This is a genomic window from Puniceicoccaceae bacterium, assembly GCA_040224245.1.
Classification (GTDB): Bacteria; Verrucomicrobiota; Verrucomicrobiia; order Opitutales; family JAFGAQ01; genus JAKSBQ01.
On sequence record JBEGIR010000093.1, the window covers coordinates 1 to 16995 of the forward strand.

Below are 16995 nucleotides of genomic sequence, written 5' to 3' on the forward strand. Positions count from 1 at the left end.
ATGGAAAACTCTCGGGCCTGAAAAAAGAAGACCGGCGTGAAAATGCGGACGGACGTCTCAACGCCGACGATGAATATGCCAAGGAGGATTTTGCCGACTTCGCATTGTGGAAAGCCTGGAAACCCGAAGATGGTCCCAATAAGTGGGAAAGTCCCTGGGGGCCTGGGCGCCCGGGCTGGCACGTGGAGTGCAGTGCGATGAGCATGAAATACCTTGGGGAATCCTACGACCTGCACTCGGGCGGAGTGGATCTCCTGTTTCCGCACCACGAAAACGAAATCGCGCAGAGTGAGTGCTGCACGGGGAAACCGTTTGTTCGCCACTGGTTCCACCTCAGTCATCTGCTTGTGGATGGTGCCAAGATGAGCAAGTCATTGGGCAATCTTTATACGCTCGAAGACATCGAAGCCAAGGGATACACTGCTGAGGAGCTGCGTTACGTGCTGATCTCCGGGCACTATCGGCAGCAGCTGAATTTCACGTGGGAATCGCTCAACGCTGCACGCAGCGCGCTCGCCAAACTGCGTCGATTCGAATCCATCCTAAGAACTCAAACAGGGAATAGAAAACTTCCTGAAACTGAGGGATTTGCATCCTTCGAACCCGTTCTTCAGGCCATGGCTGATGATCTCAATGTGGCCAAGGCGCTTGGACGACTGTTTTCGCTGATTTCAGAGTTGGAGAGAGAACCGGGACAACTCAATCCAGAGACCCTTGCAGCCTTTGAAAAGATCAAGTTTGCATTTGGATTTCAACTCAAAGAACCCACACAACATAGCGTGGCGGTGCCTGATGAAGTGCAGCGTTGGGCGCAGGATCGATGGGAAGCCAAGCAAGCCAAAGACTGGGCACAGGCGGATGCCCTGCGCGCAAAGATCACTGAAGCTGGCTGGGTGGTAAAAGATTCGAAGGATGGTTTTGAGTTGAGTCCCGCAACCTGAGAAGGGCGATTTATCCAAACCTTATCCAAAACGGACTCATGAAGCGCATTGCGATTCTTCTCATTCGCTTCTATCAGCTCTTTTTGTCACCGTTGAAGGTATTCTTCGGTGCTGGAAATACCTGTCGCTTCACTCCGAGCTGTTCCCGCTACGCGATCGAGGCGCTCGAAATTCACGGACTGTGGAAAGGCTCATGGCTCGCGATCAAACGCATCAGCAAATGTCACCCATGGGGACCGTTTGGCTACGATCCCGTTCCACCCAAAACGGAGAAACAGGAAACACCGCCTGAGGTTTAAAGGAGGCCCCGTCAGCGATGCTCGCAGAACTCTTGTTTCGGGTTCACACCAGCACAGCATTGCTCATGAATTCGCATTCCTGGATTGACAGCTGAGATCTGCATGGCTCGCATGAGAACGATGCAAGATGATGATTTGCTCGAAAAGGGACGTGCCTACGCACAGCAGCTGACGATCTCCTCCCAGTGCCTGTCCTGCGGTATTCACTACACGGAAACCTTTGCCTGGTTCCGCGAACAGGAATTCAACTGTCCGGAGTGTGGCGGTCCGCTCGATGACACTCCCATCGTGAAGTTTGCCGAACAAGCCATTGAACGCCTGCGACGCATTCAACGAGGGGAACCCGTCGAAGATGCTCCAGAAGCGGATTCCTGACAGAAGAAAGCATCATCCCTCAATGCTACCCATTATTGAACGAGAGGCATCCCCCACTCTTCTCGCTGTTTCAGGCAGACTCTCATTCCAGCCAACCAAAATGACGTGCCCCTTCCAGAACACCTGAAGTGGATTCACCGATTGCAAAATAGACTGAATCTTCAGGAGTGTTGCCTTCTCGGATCGAATCCATCACTTGTTGTTTGACTGTTTCGGAAGTATTGCCCACCACCACGGATCGGATCGGACTCAAAAATACCTCAAGATCGTTACCCGAATCGCCGCAGAACATCAGTTGATCTGAGTTTAAGTTGTGATGATTGCTATGAAACCATTCGATGGCGAAGCGTTTGCTGACCCCTTTGGGAAGAACATCAATCAGGCCCAGATTTGAAAAGGGATCAACGCTTGCCGTCACCGAAAAGCTGAACTCACGCTGCTGGATGCGTTCGTTAACCGCACTGACACATTGCTCAAGGCGCAGTGCCTTGCATTCAAAGCTGAGCTTGTGCAAACCCTGCCGCTCTGGTGACTGCAACTGCAGTCCCGGGACATCGCTCAAGGCGTCCCCAAGTTGCTCCATCGATACTCCTCCACACAATGCGCTCAATTGTGCATCGTAGGGAGCATCACTCTCCCACTGTTGCCCCACTCGATTCCAAATGCGACTCCCAACATCAGTTATGATGCTGTGCGGGGTAGGCAGAGATTCCTTTTGAAGCACCTGCAGGACCGACTCAAGGTGACGCCCAGTGACAAACACAATCTCCCTGTCAGGCCGCTCACTCGCCGCACTTCCGAGCCTTTGCAGGGCTGCGCCATGTGCCTCCCGAGTGTTGTCAATCGGGATCAATGTGCCATCCAGGTCGGTGGTCAGCCAAAAACGTGAAGATGTTGCTTTCATATCTATTGAGGAGTTTCAGTTGAAATCGAGCGGTATAAAATTTCAGCAGCGCTGTAACCACAAGTGTTGGTAAGGTTTTAGTTCAAAGGCTCGACTAACGGTGTGCTCAGTTTGGGTGATACGGTCGATAAAATGATGCCCAGGTCCCCTGGAAATAATCGCACTGCCATCCACCTCAAGCGTTCGGTCGGAAAGATTTTGCACCACAAGGATTCGCTCACCCGAGTGTTGGCGAACGTAAGACAATGCTTCCCGTTTTCCCACATCGAAGAGCTGCATTTCCACGCCTGCAAAGGCACCGAGACTCCTGCGCGCCTCTAGCAGTTTACAAATGCGCTCATGAAGCACCTGCGAATACGGGTGCAGGCCCTTCCCCGGCTCAGGAAAAGTATCGTGCAATGCCACACGATGCACCCATCGGCTGTCCTCCCGCTTTCGCTCATCATCAACGTAGTCATAATCATTGAGCATGCCCCACTCATCCCCAAGGTAAAGCAGTGGAATACCGCCAATGCTGAGAATCACACTGTGCATCACGCAGATGCGCTCGATCGCATGGTGAGCGAGCACGGAGTCATCCTTTTCAATCGCCTGTTCGATCCCCGCAAGCGATGCCAGTGTTCCGCAGACGCGCATGTCATGGGTTTCCGGATTGTACTGAAAGGGTACCCCTTTCGCAAAACTACCCTCAAACTGCCCGCTGTAGAAGCGATTCAGAAACTGCCGATGGTCAAATGCATTGATGCCCAGTGTGGCCGCATCGGCATCATCAAAGGTCCATCCAATGTCATCATGTCCCCTGAGGTAGTTGCACCAGGAGCAGGCCTCCGGCAGCGCATGGCGGTGTTCAATGGATTTTTTGAGCAGCGAGGCATCGCGGGTGGAAATGTATTCCCACACAGTAGCCTTCAAGTGTGGGTTATAGGACAGTTGGCACTCACCCTCGTCGATGTATTTCATCACTTCATCCGGGTGCACGATCGCTTCCGACTTGAAAAGCAAAGACGGCGCTGCAATGCGTGCGATACTGTTGTAGGCCCGGATCACATCGTGGGCCTTGTCGAGGTTCTCACAACTCGTTCCCTCTTCCTTCCAGATAAATGCCACAGCATCGAGGCGCAGGATCTCGACCCCCATATTCGACAGGAACAGCATTTCCTGCATCATGCCGCGAAAGACATCCGGGTTTGCGTAGCGCAGATCCCACTGATAGTTATTAAAAGTGGTCCAGACCCACTTGTTGATTCCGTTGTGCCAACTGAAACTTCCCCGCCGAACCGTGGGAAAAATCTCCCGGACAGTTCTGTCATAGCGGTCGGGAATTTCCCGACTGGGATAGATGTGAAAGTAATCCTCATACTCGATTTCGCCCGACTGCGCACGCTTCGCCCACTCATGGTCATCTGCGGTGTGATTGAAGATGAAGTCCAGCACCAGTGAAATCCCTGCTTTTCGAAACTCCCGCGTCACCTCCTGGAGATCTTCGGTCGTGCCAAGGCGATCATCGACCCGACGGTAGTTGCTGACAGCATAACCTCCGTCATTTTCACCATCAGGCGATTTGAACAATGGCATCAGGTGAATGTAAGTGAAACCCATGGACTTCAGGTAAGGAATCTGTTTTTGCAGTCCCTTGAGATCCTTTGAAAAGAGATCAACGTAAAGCGCACCTCCCAGCATGGTTTCCCGCCGATACCAAAGCGGTTCACGCAGCCGGGCGGCATCCAGCTGTTTCATCTCTGGTGAGCGTTCGACGAAGCTCGCAAAGGCACTGAGAATTAACTGCTCAAGATGGTAGTGAAAATCGTAGTGCGTGCCGTAGAGTTTGTAGAACAAGCGAAAGAGCTCCTTCCAATGGGTCTCGAGTCGCTGCTCGAACGCATGCAAGTCGTTCTCGGAGAGCTGTTCCGATATCCCGTTACAGCTGCGATACACCTCCAGTCTGGAATGGATCCGCTGGAGTGATCGCTGTGCTTCATATTCAAACCGTTCGGGAGCAATGCTTCCTGTGTTATGCACTGGCACTGTCGTTTGGAATCACAATGTCTCCGAGGAAATGATAGTAGTCAATTCCCTCAAGAATCGCCCATGCATGTGCTCCTTTCGCAAAAAGGATGCGTCCATGGCCCTTTAGCTTGTTCAACTCTGAGCTGTGATTTGCGACGACTACACCCAGTGTCTGACCTTTCAGCATTTCCTCATCATTTCCGGAGTCACCCACAATCAGAAGTTTTTCTGGCGAGAGTCCCCAACGGAACGCAAGGTGACGAATGGCCACACCGTCTCCAGCACGAATCGGAATCACGTCCATGAAGGCACCCAACGAGACCACGAGTTTGGCACGACATCCGTTTTCCCGAAGGATGCGTCGGATCGACCCCAGCTTCGGCGCGAGATTCTCGTCCAGTGTGAAACTCACCTTGTACTGGGATTGACAGTGTTCGGGTTGAAGACGGATGCCTTCAATGGAATCGAGAACCTCCCGAATCTTGTCGGGACGCCATTCAAAATCGATGCGCTTGCTCCAGGATCGGTCATGAATCAGCTTCTCTCCATAATAGATCTCTGTGCCAACCGAACAGACCATCAAGTCCGGATTGGAAAGTCCCTTGTCCCGCAAGAGTTCGCGCGTTTCATCAAAATTGCGGCCTGTGGCGATGCCAAAACCCACGTTTTCGGGAAACTCATTGAGTCGCTGCTTAAAGGCTTCAAGCGCCTCATCATCGCCAGTCAGGGTATTGTCAATATCGGTTATCAAGATGCGATCTACCTTTGGCAATTTATTGACAATCACTGCCGGATCATAGCGATCCACCCGGCGACCTGCGAATACGTCATGCAGGTCCCTGACGTATTTCTCCACATGCACCGACCATGAGTAGGTTTTTTCAACTCCGACCTTGCCAGAGTTAGAGAGCTGCTCCCATCGCTCCGGGTCCGCGAGCACGCGCTCAATGGCTTCGCCGATGAGATCCGTATCGAGCGGATCGACCAACTCTCCATTCTGACAGGCCGCGAGAATGTCGCGGGGTCCCCCATCATTGGTCGCCACCACTGGTAGCCCCACTGCGGCAGCTTCAAGCAGGGTCAACCCAAAGGGTTCGGTGAAGGCAGGATTGACAAAAACTCCCCGCGATTCTGCAGCCCACCGGTACACCTGCGGAATTTCATCCGGCTGATGTGTTTTGGGGTAGGCAATTTTCCCATAGAGATCATACTGGTCGATGTGCATCAGCAACTCGGCGATCACGCGTTTTTTCGAGGACTCCGCGTTGAGAATATCGTCACGATTTCCTGCGATGATCACGAGATTGGCCATTTCCTTCAGCTTTTCATTTTCCCCATATGCCTTGACCAGTGACACCAGGTTTTTGCGATGATCGGCACGTGCAATGGCAAGTATCGCTGGTTTTTCCGGTTCATGCAGGAAGGAACGGATGCGATCTATCACACCACCCTCCCGGTATTCTACACGGGATTTATCAATGAAATTCTGTAAATCCACTCCGGGCGCGATCACTTCCATGCGATCTGGTTGGTAGCGCTCATAGAGCGAATACTGCTCTTCCACCTCTTGCACCGTGCTCGTGACCACCATACTGGCTGTATCCAGAGCCTGTTCCTCCGCCTCGATGCGCGTTGCAATCCGGTAACGCTCTTCGAGCTTTTCGACCGGAGTTCCCCCGGCAAGCAGGCGTTCCTTTTTTACCCGTCCCAGAGAGTGCCCTGTAAAGAGCATGGGAATCCCCAGCAGATTCGCGAGCTGCGCGCCACCATATCCGGCGTCGGCATAGTGCGCGTGAATGATATCCGGGAGGTATCCGGAGCGCCGGAAATGGTGAAGGGCCTGATCCACAAACTCCTCCAGATAGGGCCAGAGACTCTCTTTTTTCAGATACCGTCGAGGCCCGAATGGAATGCGAATGATGGTGGCCTTGTCATTGATCGATTCTTCAACCTTTGCGTAGCTTGGATCGTAGCGAGGATCCATGATTTGGCGGGTCAGCAGTTCGACCTTGGCTACATTCGGGTGCTTTGAAAGTGCTTCAGCGAGTTCGACCACATACTTGACCTGCCCACCTGTATCGGCATCCCTGCCCAGCTCCATGTCATCATAACGAATCAGACCATGGAGAGAAATCAGGGCGATTTTCAATTCACTTTCTGAGTCGGAGTTATCGTCTGTGGTTTGAGATGATTCCGTTGCTTCTTGCATGATAATTGGGTTGTTGAAGGATTAAACAAGATCGTAAAAGGCCTGATCACTTGAGGTTGCCCCACGGATCGTGCAAACCTTGCCTGCAAAGGCACTTGCCCGCTTTAAAATGTCCTGGGGACGCAGCTCCAGTTGAATTCCCAAGAGGCAAACCGAAGCAAAGGCATCACCTGCTCCGACAGTATCCACCATCGGCTCACCAAGATGAGCGGGGACCCCGATCAGCCCCAAACGATCTTCATACCAGTACGCGCCCTCTTTGCCACAGGTGAGAATCAGAGTCCTGATTTCAAAACGCTTCGCAAATGCTGCCACTTGTGCTTCCATGCGTTCCTTGCTCAGGCGTTCACCGCTGAGCTGTTCAAACTCCTCATCATTGACTTTCAGATAATGGACCCCAGTCAGCAGCGCAGCAAAGCGCTGCGCATCAAACCACGGTTTGCGGATGTTCACGTCAACGAACACCGGTCCCTTCCACTGTTCTCGGATGGAGCGAAGAGACTCCATGGACGCATCGCTGCGCACGGCAAGACTCCCGTGGTAGAGTATGCTGTCAGAGTCATAACTCAGAATTGCCGGAACCTTGATCTGATCCATTGCGGTGTTCTCGACAATCGTGTAGCTCGGAGCACCTTCATCCAGTTCCACCTGCACGGTAGAGGTTGCATGCTCGGGGGTGTGTTGAATACCGTGAACAGCCAACCCCCAGTTGAGGGCCATTTCCTTCAGCTCTGCCCCCATCGCATCCTGTCCTACCGCGCTGACAAAAAACGGCGATGCGCCAAAGGCCTGAAGGTTCCAGGCTACATTAAACGGTGCCCCTCCGGGTACCTTTCGTCCGTCGGGGAAGCAGTCGTAGAGCGCTTCTCCAAAAATCACTATCGGTTTGTTTGAACTCGTCATAAAACTATTCAGTGGAACCCCGATACCCATCGGGAGGTTTCCAAATGCAAGAATTCCTAGATCGGTCACACTATACCACAACCGAGCAAGCTCGCAACCCTCATTGCCCGGCATGCTTGAAGCGATCCCGATTTCCTTCCTTGTGCATTGCTCTCAATTGCGAGTCATTGTCTTGAATTGAGGGAATCACATGCGTATCTCTGAGACAGAACCATTAGAGCGTAGCACCGGGTTCAGGTTTTCAAAAAATGCGTCAAATCATTCCATTTTTTCGATCTTGAGTTAACTTCGAGTCGATGTCGCCGAGCATCATACTCAAGCACTCCGATATGCCAATAACAGTCATCACCATGACAGCTACACTCCAATGCTCATCCTTCTTTCCAATCGTCGCAAACGATGGAAGCGAATTACCGCGCAACTAAAAATCCTGCCAATCCGATCCTACGTCTCTCTCCAAACTGCGTCCGACCCACTCTCCAATGAACGACATCCACAAACAACTGAAGCCTCAGCCGAAGCTCAGTGCGGTCGGAACTACCTGTCCTCTTCGACTGCTGATCGTCGAAGACAATCTCATGAACTTGCGAGTTTTGAACCAGATCCTGAACCGCATGGGATTTCAACCGGATATTGCAAGAGACGGAGCAGAAGCAGTTGAGGCAGTTCGGCGTCAGAGCTATGACATGATTTTCATGGACCTGCAGATGCCAGTGATGGATGGATTTTCGGCAACGCGCGCAATCCATTCGCTTTTGGGAAGCCGTGCGCCCTGGATCGTTGCATTTACCGCCAACGCCCAGCAGCCTGTACAAATTGCATGCAAGGAGTGTGGCATGAATGATTTCATTTCCAAACCCGCAACACCCCGCATCATCGAAACAGCCATTCGCAAAGCATTCCAGTCACTCACGGACTCTCCCGATTAACTGGCAGATCCTCTTCCCTTTCCACTGTGTTGTGCAGCACTTCGGTGGGCTTCTCCACGTCCGTGATGCTGCCCCATGAATCCGAACAGTGAACCACAGCAAGCACCCAGAAGGTGCGCCAGTTGGGAAATATTGTCATCGCGAAAGATGGCCATGAGTTCATTGCCCAGATAAAACAGGCAGACCAATACAAACGTAAGCGGGATGGAACCTCGGCGGGAGTTGGCGAGGGAACCCAGCAGGATCATCATGAATGCAATACCGCTGGCTCCCATCAGGGCCGAAGGAAAAAATACGGCATGTACGATACCTGTCACCAGAGTCGTCACCAGAATCATCACTGCCAGGCGAACACTCCCATATGTTCTCTCAACCAGTGGACTCACCAACAGGATGATCGAAAAATTTCCGGTAAAATGCGCCCAGGATGCGTGTCCAAGCGGGTAGGCAATCAGCCGGAGCAGTGAGAAGGGATCCTCCAGAGCAAGCGGACCATACACGCTGAAAAAATGTCGCTGCGTTTCTCCTTCGCTCATTACATTGAGCGCGCTTGCGGCCAGCGCACAAAAGGTCAGAATCAAGGTCACCGGTGCATTAAAACCAATCTTCATGCTTGGGACACAGTGAGTCAACAAACCCCTTGCGGGTCGAGCCTTCAAATGAATTTTGTGTTGCTCTGGGATTCAAGTCTGGAGGCAGCGGATCAACTCCAGCTGCGGAAAACCTTGTCATTTGACTGGCGTTTCGCCACAAAATGGATGCTCGTCACCCACCAATACTTGTTTCTGCCTACCGACATTCATCTCCCATAAGTTTCACAGATTCATGCACACTTACCTGCAGTTGCTCGAACAAGTCAAATCCACTGGAAAACGCCGAACAGACCGTACTGGCACCGGGACCATTTCCATTTTTGGTGCCCAGGCGCGATTTGATCTGCGAAATGGATTTCCACTGCTGACGACCAAAACACTGCACCTGAAGTCCATCATTCATGAACTGCTCTGGTTTCTTTCAGGAAATACAAACATCCAATATCTCGCAAAGCACAACGTTCACATTTGGGACGACTGGGCCTACGAGGGTTATCGGAACAGTGCTGAATTTGATGGTTCGAGCATGCGGGAGTTCAGCAAGCGCATCGCAGCAGATGATGATTTTGCCCGGAAGTGGGGCGACTTAGGGCCAGTATATGGCAAACAATGGCGTCGCTGGACAGGGCACGACGGAAGGGAAATCGATCAGATCGCCTATGCAATTGACCAGATCCGCAACCAACCGGACTCGCGACGCATCATTGTCAGTGGCTGGAATGTGGCAGACCTGCAGGGGTTGATTCATGGGAAACGCTCTGCCCCACCCCTCTGTCACACGATTTTTCAGTTCTATGTCGATGAGGGAGAACTCAGCTGCCAGCTATACCAGCGTAGCGCCGATCTCTTCCTTGGTGTTCCCTTTAACATTGCATCCTATGCGTTGCTCACACGAATGATTGCGCAGGTCTGCGACCTGAAACCCGGTGAATTCGTTCACAGCTTTGGAGATTTGCACCTGTACCTCAATCATCTGGATCAAGTCGAAGAACAGTTGTCCCGCACACCGCGCCCAAGTCCGCAATTGCACATCAATCCCGCGATCCGCCAGATTGACGACTTTCGATTTGAGGATTTTGAGCTGAGGGACTACGATCCTCATCCTGCCATCAAGGCACCGATTGCAGTCTGAGCTATTTGGTGTCAGATTCACTCACGCCGATTTCGCGCAGCAGTTTTCCGAACTTTGGCAGTTTTCGAACTCTAGCCAAGTCTTCATCCTTCAACATCCACTCAAAGTCGGAATAGCCGAGCTGTATCGATTGCTTGAGCATGTCCAGGGCATCGTCAGGTTGGCCCACCAAAGCGAGGCTGCAGGCAAGGTTGTAGTGAACCATCGGATCACTGGGACGCGCTTTTGACAGGCGCAAATCCATCGAAAGCCCTTCTTCGATACGCCCTACCCGAGTATACAACTGTGCCAACAGCTCCATCACACGCGCATCATTGCTGTTTCGACGGTCCAGCGATTCATAAAAGGCAATTTCAAACTGATAACGCTCGCGATCCATAGAGTTTTTCGGCAATTCCTCAAGCGGAACAACCACGCACCTTTCACCGGAGCGGAGTGGGTTCGAGTTCGGTTTCAGGATCACGCTTTCGCGCTTCGATCTGCAGGCGCTGTGAGACTAACTGCAAGCCCAGTTTTTCAGTAACGGCCCGCCCATACCATTCCATAAAGGGTGCGTCCACTTCGATGATGCGATCCGTATCCACACAGATCACCTGGGCCTTGAACGTCGTCGCATTGCGATTCGACATGTAGTATTTGTAGTCTTTTCCGATGTCGACCTCCTTCACCAATCCGCTCTCAGTAAGGATGGGAAGTGTGCGATAAACCGTTGCCCTCGAGATGGATGCATCGAGCGAACGCGATTGCTCCAGCAAGTCTTCAGCAGTATAGTGATCGTCCGAATAGAAGGCTGCCTGAAAAATCGCAATGCGTTGGTGAGTTACACGCAGACCTTTGGTCGACAGAAACTTGCGAAAGATTTTCCACGAATCGGAATTCTGGATTTCTTGAAAACTGGGCTTGGCAGAATCACTCATTATTCTCAAATGAGACTCAATTGATACCGCAGTATCAGCAATTGTCAATGCGCATGAACTCCGGTGTTGCATCCGGATTGCAGGCCCCCTGAGTTTTAGCCCAAAAACCGGTATGCCGGGGATCAGAACCCATTATGCTATCGTTACCGAAGGACGATCTTTCCAGAGTGCTTCCAGTGCGTACTGGTCGCGCGTGTCCGGGAGAAACAGATGCACCACAAATGCATAAGCGTCGAGTACCACCCAGCCGCTTGCAGGATCTCCGTCAATCATTCCCGTTGCCTCCGAAGATTCTTTCAGAGTCGATTTTGCATTCTGCGCCATCGCGCGAAGCTGTGGAGATGATGCGCCCGTCGCGATGACGTAGTAATCGGTGATGGTGGAAACGCCCTTGACGTCGATAACCGTCAAATCAATGGCTTTTTTATCCAGCAGAGCCTCGCAGCAAGCCAATACAGGTGCGGGAAGCTGTTCATTCTTGAGTGATGATGGCATTCAGTTGTGAAAATGAGAGGGGGTTGCTGTTGTTCAGGTCCCCAGTTGATATAACTCGTGATGTTCCATATGGGCATTCACGTCAGGATGCAAGAACATGTAGACGGGAAGTCCACTGGCAATCCGTTCCCGAATCTCGGTTGAGCTGATGAGAATCTCATGCATGTCCACCTGTTGCAGAGACAGGTGCTGCACCGCTTCCGGGATTTGCTGCACGAAGCCTGGACGCCTGAACACGACGATCTGACAAAGGGCTGCAAGTCGCTCCACATCTTTCCACAAATGCAATGCTCCCAACTGATCCGCACCAATCAACCAATAAAAATCGGCATCTGGATGCAGTCGCTGCAACTGTTCGACGGTATGCACACTGAACTGCGACTTGCCGGAAGCTACCTCAATGTCACAGCATCGAAAGCGAGGGTCCTGTGCCACCATTTTGGTCACCATCGCGACACGCTGCTCGGGAGGAACATGGCTTCGATCTTTGTGCGGGGATAGAAAAGTAGGCACAAACCACACCTCATCCAGCCGCAGGCCTTCGTAGGCATCCTGCGCCAAGGTGAGATGACCCAGATGAGGCGGATCAAACGAGCCGCCTAACAGTCCGATGCGTCGTCGAGCAGGTTCCACAATACACGGGCATTATTCGAGGAAGAGCCATGCTTTCAAACCCAAAACGTTTCATCAACTCCTCGCTTGCCTCCCGAGCAGAAATCGATCATGCGTGAAATCTTTCGCAACTTCAACCCAACCACAGAGACATGTTCAACCCTCTCTCAAGTTTCATGCTTTTACTCAAAGGCGCGGTGATTGGCGTCGCCAATATCATTCCCGGAGTTTCCGGTGGCACAATGGCGGTGGTGCTGGGAATCTATGATCGTCTGATCGATGCGATCAGTGGCGTGCTCACCGACTCCTCCAAACGCTTTGCACACCTGCTCCTGCTTGTATTGATTGGGGTTGGTGCACTGATCGGACTTAAGCTTCTGGCACCCCTGATCACCTTCGCACTCGAACATCATCTCGAACTCACTCTCCTGTTTTTCATGGGACTGATCACGGGATCCCTTCCTGCAGTGATTCGACTTTCGGGGGTGAAATCCATTTCACTCAAAGATATGCTGGCGCTTGCCTTTGGCATGGTGCTCGTGCTCGCCCTCGGAGCTTCCCCAGCGTCCAAAGACGGCTTGGGGCTTTCTCCCGATTCCATCAGCTGGGTAACGCTGCTGATCAGCGGAGTGCTTGCGGGCGGTGCCATGATTGTGCCGGGAGTCAGTGGTTCCCTGGTTCTCGTATTGCTGGGAACCTATCCGGTAATTTTGCGGGCAGTCGACAAGCTGGAGCTTCAGGTTCTTGCGATTGTCGCCATCGGTTGCGGCCTTGGAGTGCTGTTTTTTTCGATCCTCATCCGCTGGTTGTTGCAACGGTTTTCAAACGCAACCCACAGCTTCATTTTCGGACTGGTGGGAGCGTCTGTCATCATCCTTTTCAGGGGATTTCCCAGCGTTGAATTTGGCGTGATCTGGGGGGGGCTCTGCTTTCTCACCGGGGCGGGTGTTGCCCATGCATCCGGCATGGTTTCAAAACCCAAGTCCATTTGACCCATCCTGGAATATCAACTGAAGCTTCAGGGCTGCGCTCGAGATTCAAACTCCTGGAAGCACGTCACAGACCGGACCTCACGACTCCAGTTCCAGTTTTTCGATCATGCTTGTCCATCGGGAGACCGATGCAAAGGCCTGAACGACTGCAACAGAGGCATGAGCTTTTCCTTCGGATCGTTCACGCGCCATTGCCAGAATGCGATCACTCAAATCGCAGGAAAGGGCACCATGCTCATCAGTTGCTGCTTCAAAGAGACTCTCCAACGTGCGATCACTGAGGTAATGCGTCACACCATCAGAACAGAGTAGAAACGCATCACCCGGTTCGACCTTGCATCGCTCCACCTTCAACTCAGCTGCGGTTTTTCCGGTTCCGCCGAGCAACTGGGTGAAATTCCGGTTTCCCGGATAATTCACAAGCTTCTCTGGGGTGATTTTTCCTTCTTTCACAAGCGCCCATGCCTCGGTATGGTCTTCGGTCAACAACTGAAGCACCTGACCAGAATACCGGTAGATGCGCACGTTGCCTACATGTGAGTAGAGCAGGTATTTCTTAGTAAACCACAATGCGCCGATGCTGCTCACCATTCCACGTCCAGCATCCTCAGTCTCCGCCAATTGCAACAGTAATTCATTGGATCGTCGAAGGCCATCGTGCAGTGAACGCACCGTATCATTTTCATCGAAGTCCGAAACATCCGGTTTTTCAGCAAGCATGTCGGCGAATTCGAGATTGCATGCTTCCGCGCAATCCATCGCACGCGGCTGGTCCTCACCGCCATCACAAAGTGCAATCAGAAGACCTTGACTGGAATGCACCGAGTCCCGACGCATCAATTCCGATCCACGCTTATGAAGCTGATTTCCATAAAAAACGGACAAATAATCCGTTCCGGTCGCATTTGCACTGCCCGGTCGTGCCGCAAGACTGTATTCCAGTTTCAAATTGTGACGATTTCTCCACAATTATCGTATCGAATCACGAATACTTTAAATGAGTTTTTCTCCATTTAACGTCACTGGCCACCTTTTCCCATCTGGCAGAACATGATCGAATCTTTTTTCATTGTCGCTATCCCGGAATTTCCTCATCTTGCCAGATCTGGAAATTAAGTGCCCGAGTGGCGGAATGGTAGACGCTGAGGACTTAAAATCCTTTGCCTGCAAAGGCGTGTGGGTTCGAGTCCCACCTCGGGCACCATTAGCTACCCTTCACCTCCTTATTAGCCGAAATTCATAAAGGCAGCTGATCGATTTATGGATTGAAGTCTCACTTCTTAATGACACTTTTTTGTCATTAATAGCAAATGTGAGCGTATGGAATGACAACACAAAGGGGAATCCTGTGGATTCTGGGAGCAGTTACGCAATGGAAGCGGAGTTCCGACATCCATAAGCTACAGCTGCTAAACCATTCTCTAACAATGGAAATGATATGAATCAAAACCTCATCGACGTCTCTTACGAAGAGCATCTGCAAGCCTACTTGTCCTCCAAAGACACCCTGTTTCAGAGTGTTCGCAAACGCGATGGACGCACGGTTCCCTTCAGCCCGGCTGCGATTACCAAGTCACTGTTGGCCGCCGGTCGCAGCACTGGAGAATTTGGTGAAGAAATTGCCCGAAAACTCACCATCCGCGTCATCGAATACGCTAGCAATTTTGTTCAGGATGCTACCCCCTCTGTCGAATCCATCCAGGACGTAGCGGAGGAGGTGCTGTTGCAATCCCCTTTTCGCAAAACAGCAAAGGCCTACATCATCTACCGCGAACAGCATGCCCGCATGCGCCAGATCGCATCCGAAGCGGACGTCGACAAGGTCGACCAATACATTTCCAAGCTCGATTGGAACGTAACCGAAAACTCCAACATGAGCTATTCCTTACAGGGATTGAATAACTACCTCTCCAGCGCAGTCAGCAAGGGGTATTGGCTCAATAAAATCTACCCACCCACGATTCGTGAAGCCCATGAGAGCGCTGATTTTCATATTCACGACCTCAACCAGCTCAGCGTCTACTGTGTGGGCTGGGATTTGCTGGATCTCATCAAGACGGGTTTTAAGGGTGCATCTGGCAAACTCGAGGCAAAACCTCCAAAACACTTTCGCTCTGCGCTGGGGCAGATTACAAATTTCTTTTATACGCTGCAGGGTGAAGCTGCAGGCGCTCAGGCATTCTCCAATTTTGATACCCTGCTCGCTCCTTTTATCCGTTACGACAAGCTCGATAAAGATCAGGTCAAACAGTGTCTCCAGGAGTTTATTTTTAATATCAATGTGCCAACGCGTGTCGGTTTTCAAACCCCCTTCACAAACGTTACCCTTGATTTGATTTGCCCGGAACACTACGAGAATCATCCCGTCATCCTTGGAGGGCAGATGCAGCCCGAAACCTATGGAAAATTCCAGGATGAAATGAATCTTTTCAATGCTGCATTCTTCGAAGTGATGGCTGAAGGAGATGCGAAGGGGCGCATCATGACCTTTCCGATTCCCACGATTAACCTGACCCGGGATTTTGACTGGGAGAACCCTAACCTGGATGGCCTTTGGGAAATGACTGGAAAATACGGCGTTCCCTATTTCTCGAACTTCATCAATTCGGATATGGATCCATCGGACGCACGCAGCATGTGCTGCCGTCTGCGCATCGATAACACGGAACTCGAAATGCGCGGTGGTGGACTGTTTGGTGCCCATCCGCTCACGGGATCGATTGGCGTGGTCACCATCAACCTTGCCCGCATTGGCTACACTGAAGGCTCTGAGTCTGCCTTCAAAGCAAGACTCGTGCGCTTGATGGATCTCGCCAAAGACTCATTGGAGATCAAACGCAAGCTTTTGGAAAGACTCACCGATGCGAATCTCTATCCTTACACTACGTTTTACCTGCGCGCCATGAAAGAACGCTCGGGGAAATACTGGAACAACCATTTCAGCACCATCGGTCTGCTGGGAATGAATGAGGCCTGCCTAAACCTGCTTGGGTGCGACATCGGAACTGAAAAAGGCCAACAATTTGCTACGAATATCCTCGATTTCATGCGTAACCGGTTGCGCGAGTATCAGGAATCGACGGGAAACCGCTACAATCTGGAGGCCACTCCGGGAGAATCGACAACCTATCGATTTGCGTTGGCAGACAAGAAGCGCTACCCCGCTATCCGGGTTGCCAATGAACAGGAGGTGAGGTCCGGTGGTGCTCAGCCCTATTACACCAACAGCAGCCACCTCCCCGTCAATTACACCGACGATCTTTTTGAAGCACTGGACTTGCAGGATGAACTGCAAACCAAATACACTGGAGGAACTGTCGTTCATCTGTTCCTTGGAGAACGCATTGAGAACCCCCGGGTCGTTAGAAATCTGGTCCGCAAGATCGCATCCCAGTATCGCCTCCCCTACTTTTCACTGACTCCCACGTTCAGCATTTGCCCCGAACATGGGTATCTCGAAGGCGAACAGAAAGTATGCGCGCACTGTGGCAAAGAAACAGAAGTATACTCCAGGATTGTAGGCTATCTTCGACCCATTCAGCAGTGGAATCCGGGAAAATCTGCCGAGTTTGAAGACCGTTCAACCCTCAAATTTGCATCTCAAACCATGCAAAATGACATCAAGGGGAGTTCCGATAGTGTTGGATCAACGCAACGCGAAACCGCATAAGGTGCATTCCTAAACCT

At 51.7% G+C, this 16995-nt stretch carries 17 protein-coding genes and 1 tRNA gene; 8 read left to right on the forward strand and 10 right to left on the reverse strand.

The genetic code is table 11. The features are described from left to right. From ABQ298_15570 to ABQ298_15580, 3 genes are all read left to right on the forward strand, one after another. Window positions 1-941 (forward strand): DALR domain-containing protein (locus ABQ298_15570; GenBank protein MEQ9825804.1); only part of this gene is annotated, 941 nt, incomplete at its 5' end. A 38-nt stretch (window positions 942-979) separates the two neighbouring features. Then, entirely contained in the window at window positions 980-1240 is a 261-nt protein-coding gene (yidD, locus tag ABQ298_15575; protein ID MEQ9825805.1) for a membrane protein insertion efficiency factor YidD, read from the forward strand. A gap of 111 nt (window positions 1241-1351) precedes the next feature. Further along, window positions 1352-1615: a hypothetical protein gene (locus ABQ298_15580; GenBank protein MEQ9825806.1), complete on the forward strand. Its 264-nt coding sequence runs from the start codon at window positions 1352-1354 to the stop codon at window positions 1613-1615. Window positions 1616-1697: 82 nt separating this feature from the next. On the opposite strand, the gene ABQ298_15585 is transcribed toward ABQ298_15580, so the two are convergent. The 4 genes from ABQ298_15585 to ABQ298_15600 are packed head-to-tail and all read right to left on the reverse strand — an operon-like array spanning window position 1698 to window position 7638. Continuing rightward, window positions 1698-2519 carry an HAD-IIB family hydrolase gene (locus ABQ298_15585; GenBank protein MEQ9825807.1) on the reverse strand — a complete coding sequence of 274 codons (822 nt, stop codon included), beginning with the start codon at window positions 2517-2519 and terminating at the stop codon, window positions 1698-1700. 42 nt (window positions 2520-2561) lie between these two features. Further along, the gene (locus tag ABQ298_15590) at window positions 2562-4544 is read right to left on the reverse strand and encodes an amylosucrase (GenBank protein ID MEQ9825808.1); all 1983 of its coding nucleotides are present in this window, start codon (window positions 4542-4544) and stop codon (window positions 2562-2564) included. Next, window positions 4531-6735, reverse strand: coding sequence for an HAD-IIB family hydrolase (locus ABQ298_15595; GenBank protein MEQ9825809.1), 2205 nt, complete (start codon window positions 6733-6735; stop codon window positions 4531-4533). Before ABQ298_15595 ends, ABQ298_15590 begins: the two co-directional genes overlap by 14 nt. A 21-nt stretch (window positions 6736-6756) precedes the next feature. Beyond that, window positions 6757-7638: a PfkB family carbohydrate kinase gene (locus ABQ298_15600; protein MEQ9825810.1), complete on the reverse strand. Its 882-nt coding sequence runs from the start codon at window positions 7636-7638 to the stop codon at window positions 6757-6759. A gap of 482 nt (window positions 7639-8120) precedes the next feature. Between ABQ298_15600 and ABQ298_15605 the strand changes: the two genes are divergently transcribed. Next, window positions 8121-8567 (forward strand): response regulator, encoded by a 447-nt coding sequence (locus ABQ298_15605; protein MEQ9825811.1) that lies wholly within the window; start codon window positions 8121-8123, stop codon window positions 8565-8567. Here ABQ298_15605 and ABQ298_15610 read toward each other — a convergent pair. Then, the gene (locus ABQ298_15610) at window positions 8564-9178 is read right to left on the reverse strand and encodes a rhomboid family intramembrane serine protease (GenBank protein MEQ9825812.1); all 615 of its coding nucleotides are present in this window, start codon (window positions 9176-9178) and stop codon (window positions 8564-8566) included. The two genes, ABQ298_15605 and ABQ298_15610, sit on opposite strands and share 4 nt — an antisense overlap. Before the next feature lie 214 nt (window positions 9179-9392). Here ABQ298_15610 and thyA point away from each other — a divergent pair, with 214 nt between their 5' ends. Continuing rightward, entirely contained in the window at window positions 9393-10292 is a 900-nt protein-coding gene (gene thyA, locus ABQ298_15615) for a thymidylate synthase (GenBank protein ID MEQ9825813.1), read from the forward strand. A 1-nt stretch (window position 10293) separates the two neighbouring features. Here the strand turns inward: thyA and ABQ298_15620 are convergent, their stop codons facing one another. The 4 genes from ABQ298_15620 to nadD form a co-directional block, all read right to left on the reverse strand. Beyond that, window positions 10294-10671 (reverse strand): hypothetical protein, encoded by a 378-nt coding sequence (locus tag ABQ298_15620; protein MEQ9825814.1) that lies wholly within the window; start codon window positions 10669-10671, stop codon window positions 10294-10296. 43 nt (window positions 10672-10714) lie between these two features. Next, complete coding sequence (locus tag ABQ298_15625; GenBank protein ID MEQ9825815.1) at window positions 10715-11209, reverse strand: transcriptional repressor; 495 nt, start codon at window positions 11207-11209, stop codon at window positions 10715-10717. A 132-nt stretch (window positions 11210-11341) separates the two neighbouring features. Further along, a complete protein-coding gene (gene rsfS, locus ABQ298_15630) occupies window positions 11342-11704 on the reverse strand; it encodes a ribosome silencing factor (protein ID MEQ9825816.1) in 363 nt (120 codons plus the stop codon). Between the two features lie 33 nt (window positions 11705-11737). Further along, window positions 11738-12337, reverse strand: coding sequence for a nicotinate-nucleotide adenylyltransferase (nadD, locus tag ABQ298_15635; GenBank protein ID MEQ9825817.1), 600 nt, complete (start codon window positions 12335-12337; stop codon window positions 11738-11740). Between the two features lie 155 nt (window positions 12338-12492). Here nadD and ABQ298_15640 point away from each other — a divergent pair, with 155 nt between their 5' ends. After that, entirely contained in the window at window positions 12493-13308 is an 816-nt protein-coding gene (locus ABQ298_15640; GenBank protein ID MEQ9825818.1) for a DUF368 domain-containing protein, read from the forward strand. A 78-nt stretch (window positions 13309-13386) separates the two neighbouring features. On the opposite strand, the gene ABQ298_15645 is transcribed toward ABQ298_15640, so the two are convergent. After that, on the reverse strand, window positions 13387-14256 hold the full coding sequence (locus ABQ298_15645) for a protein phosphatase 2C domain-containing protein (protein MEQ9825819.1): 870 nt from the start codon (window positions 14254-14256) through the stop codon (window positions 13387-13389). Window positions 14257-14426: 170 nt separating this feature from the next. Here ABQ298_15645 and ABQ298_15650 point away from each other — a divergent pair. Both ABQ298_15650 and ABQ298_15655 read left to right on the forward strand, forming a co-directional pair. Beyond that, a tRNA-Leu gene (locus ABQ298_15650) sits at window positions 14427-14512 on the forward strand. 303 nt (window positions 14513-14815) lie between these two features. Beyond that, window positions 14816-16978 (forward strand): ribonucleoside triphosphate reductase, encoded by a 2163-nt coding sequence (locus tag ABQ298_15655; GenBank protein MEQ9825820.1) that lies wholly within the window; start codon window positions 14816-14818, stop codon window positions 16976-16978. Window positions 16979-16995 lie beyond the last annotated feature (17 nt).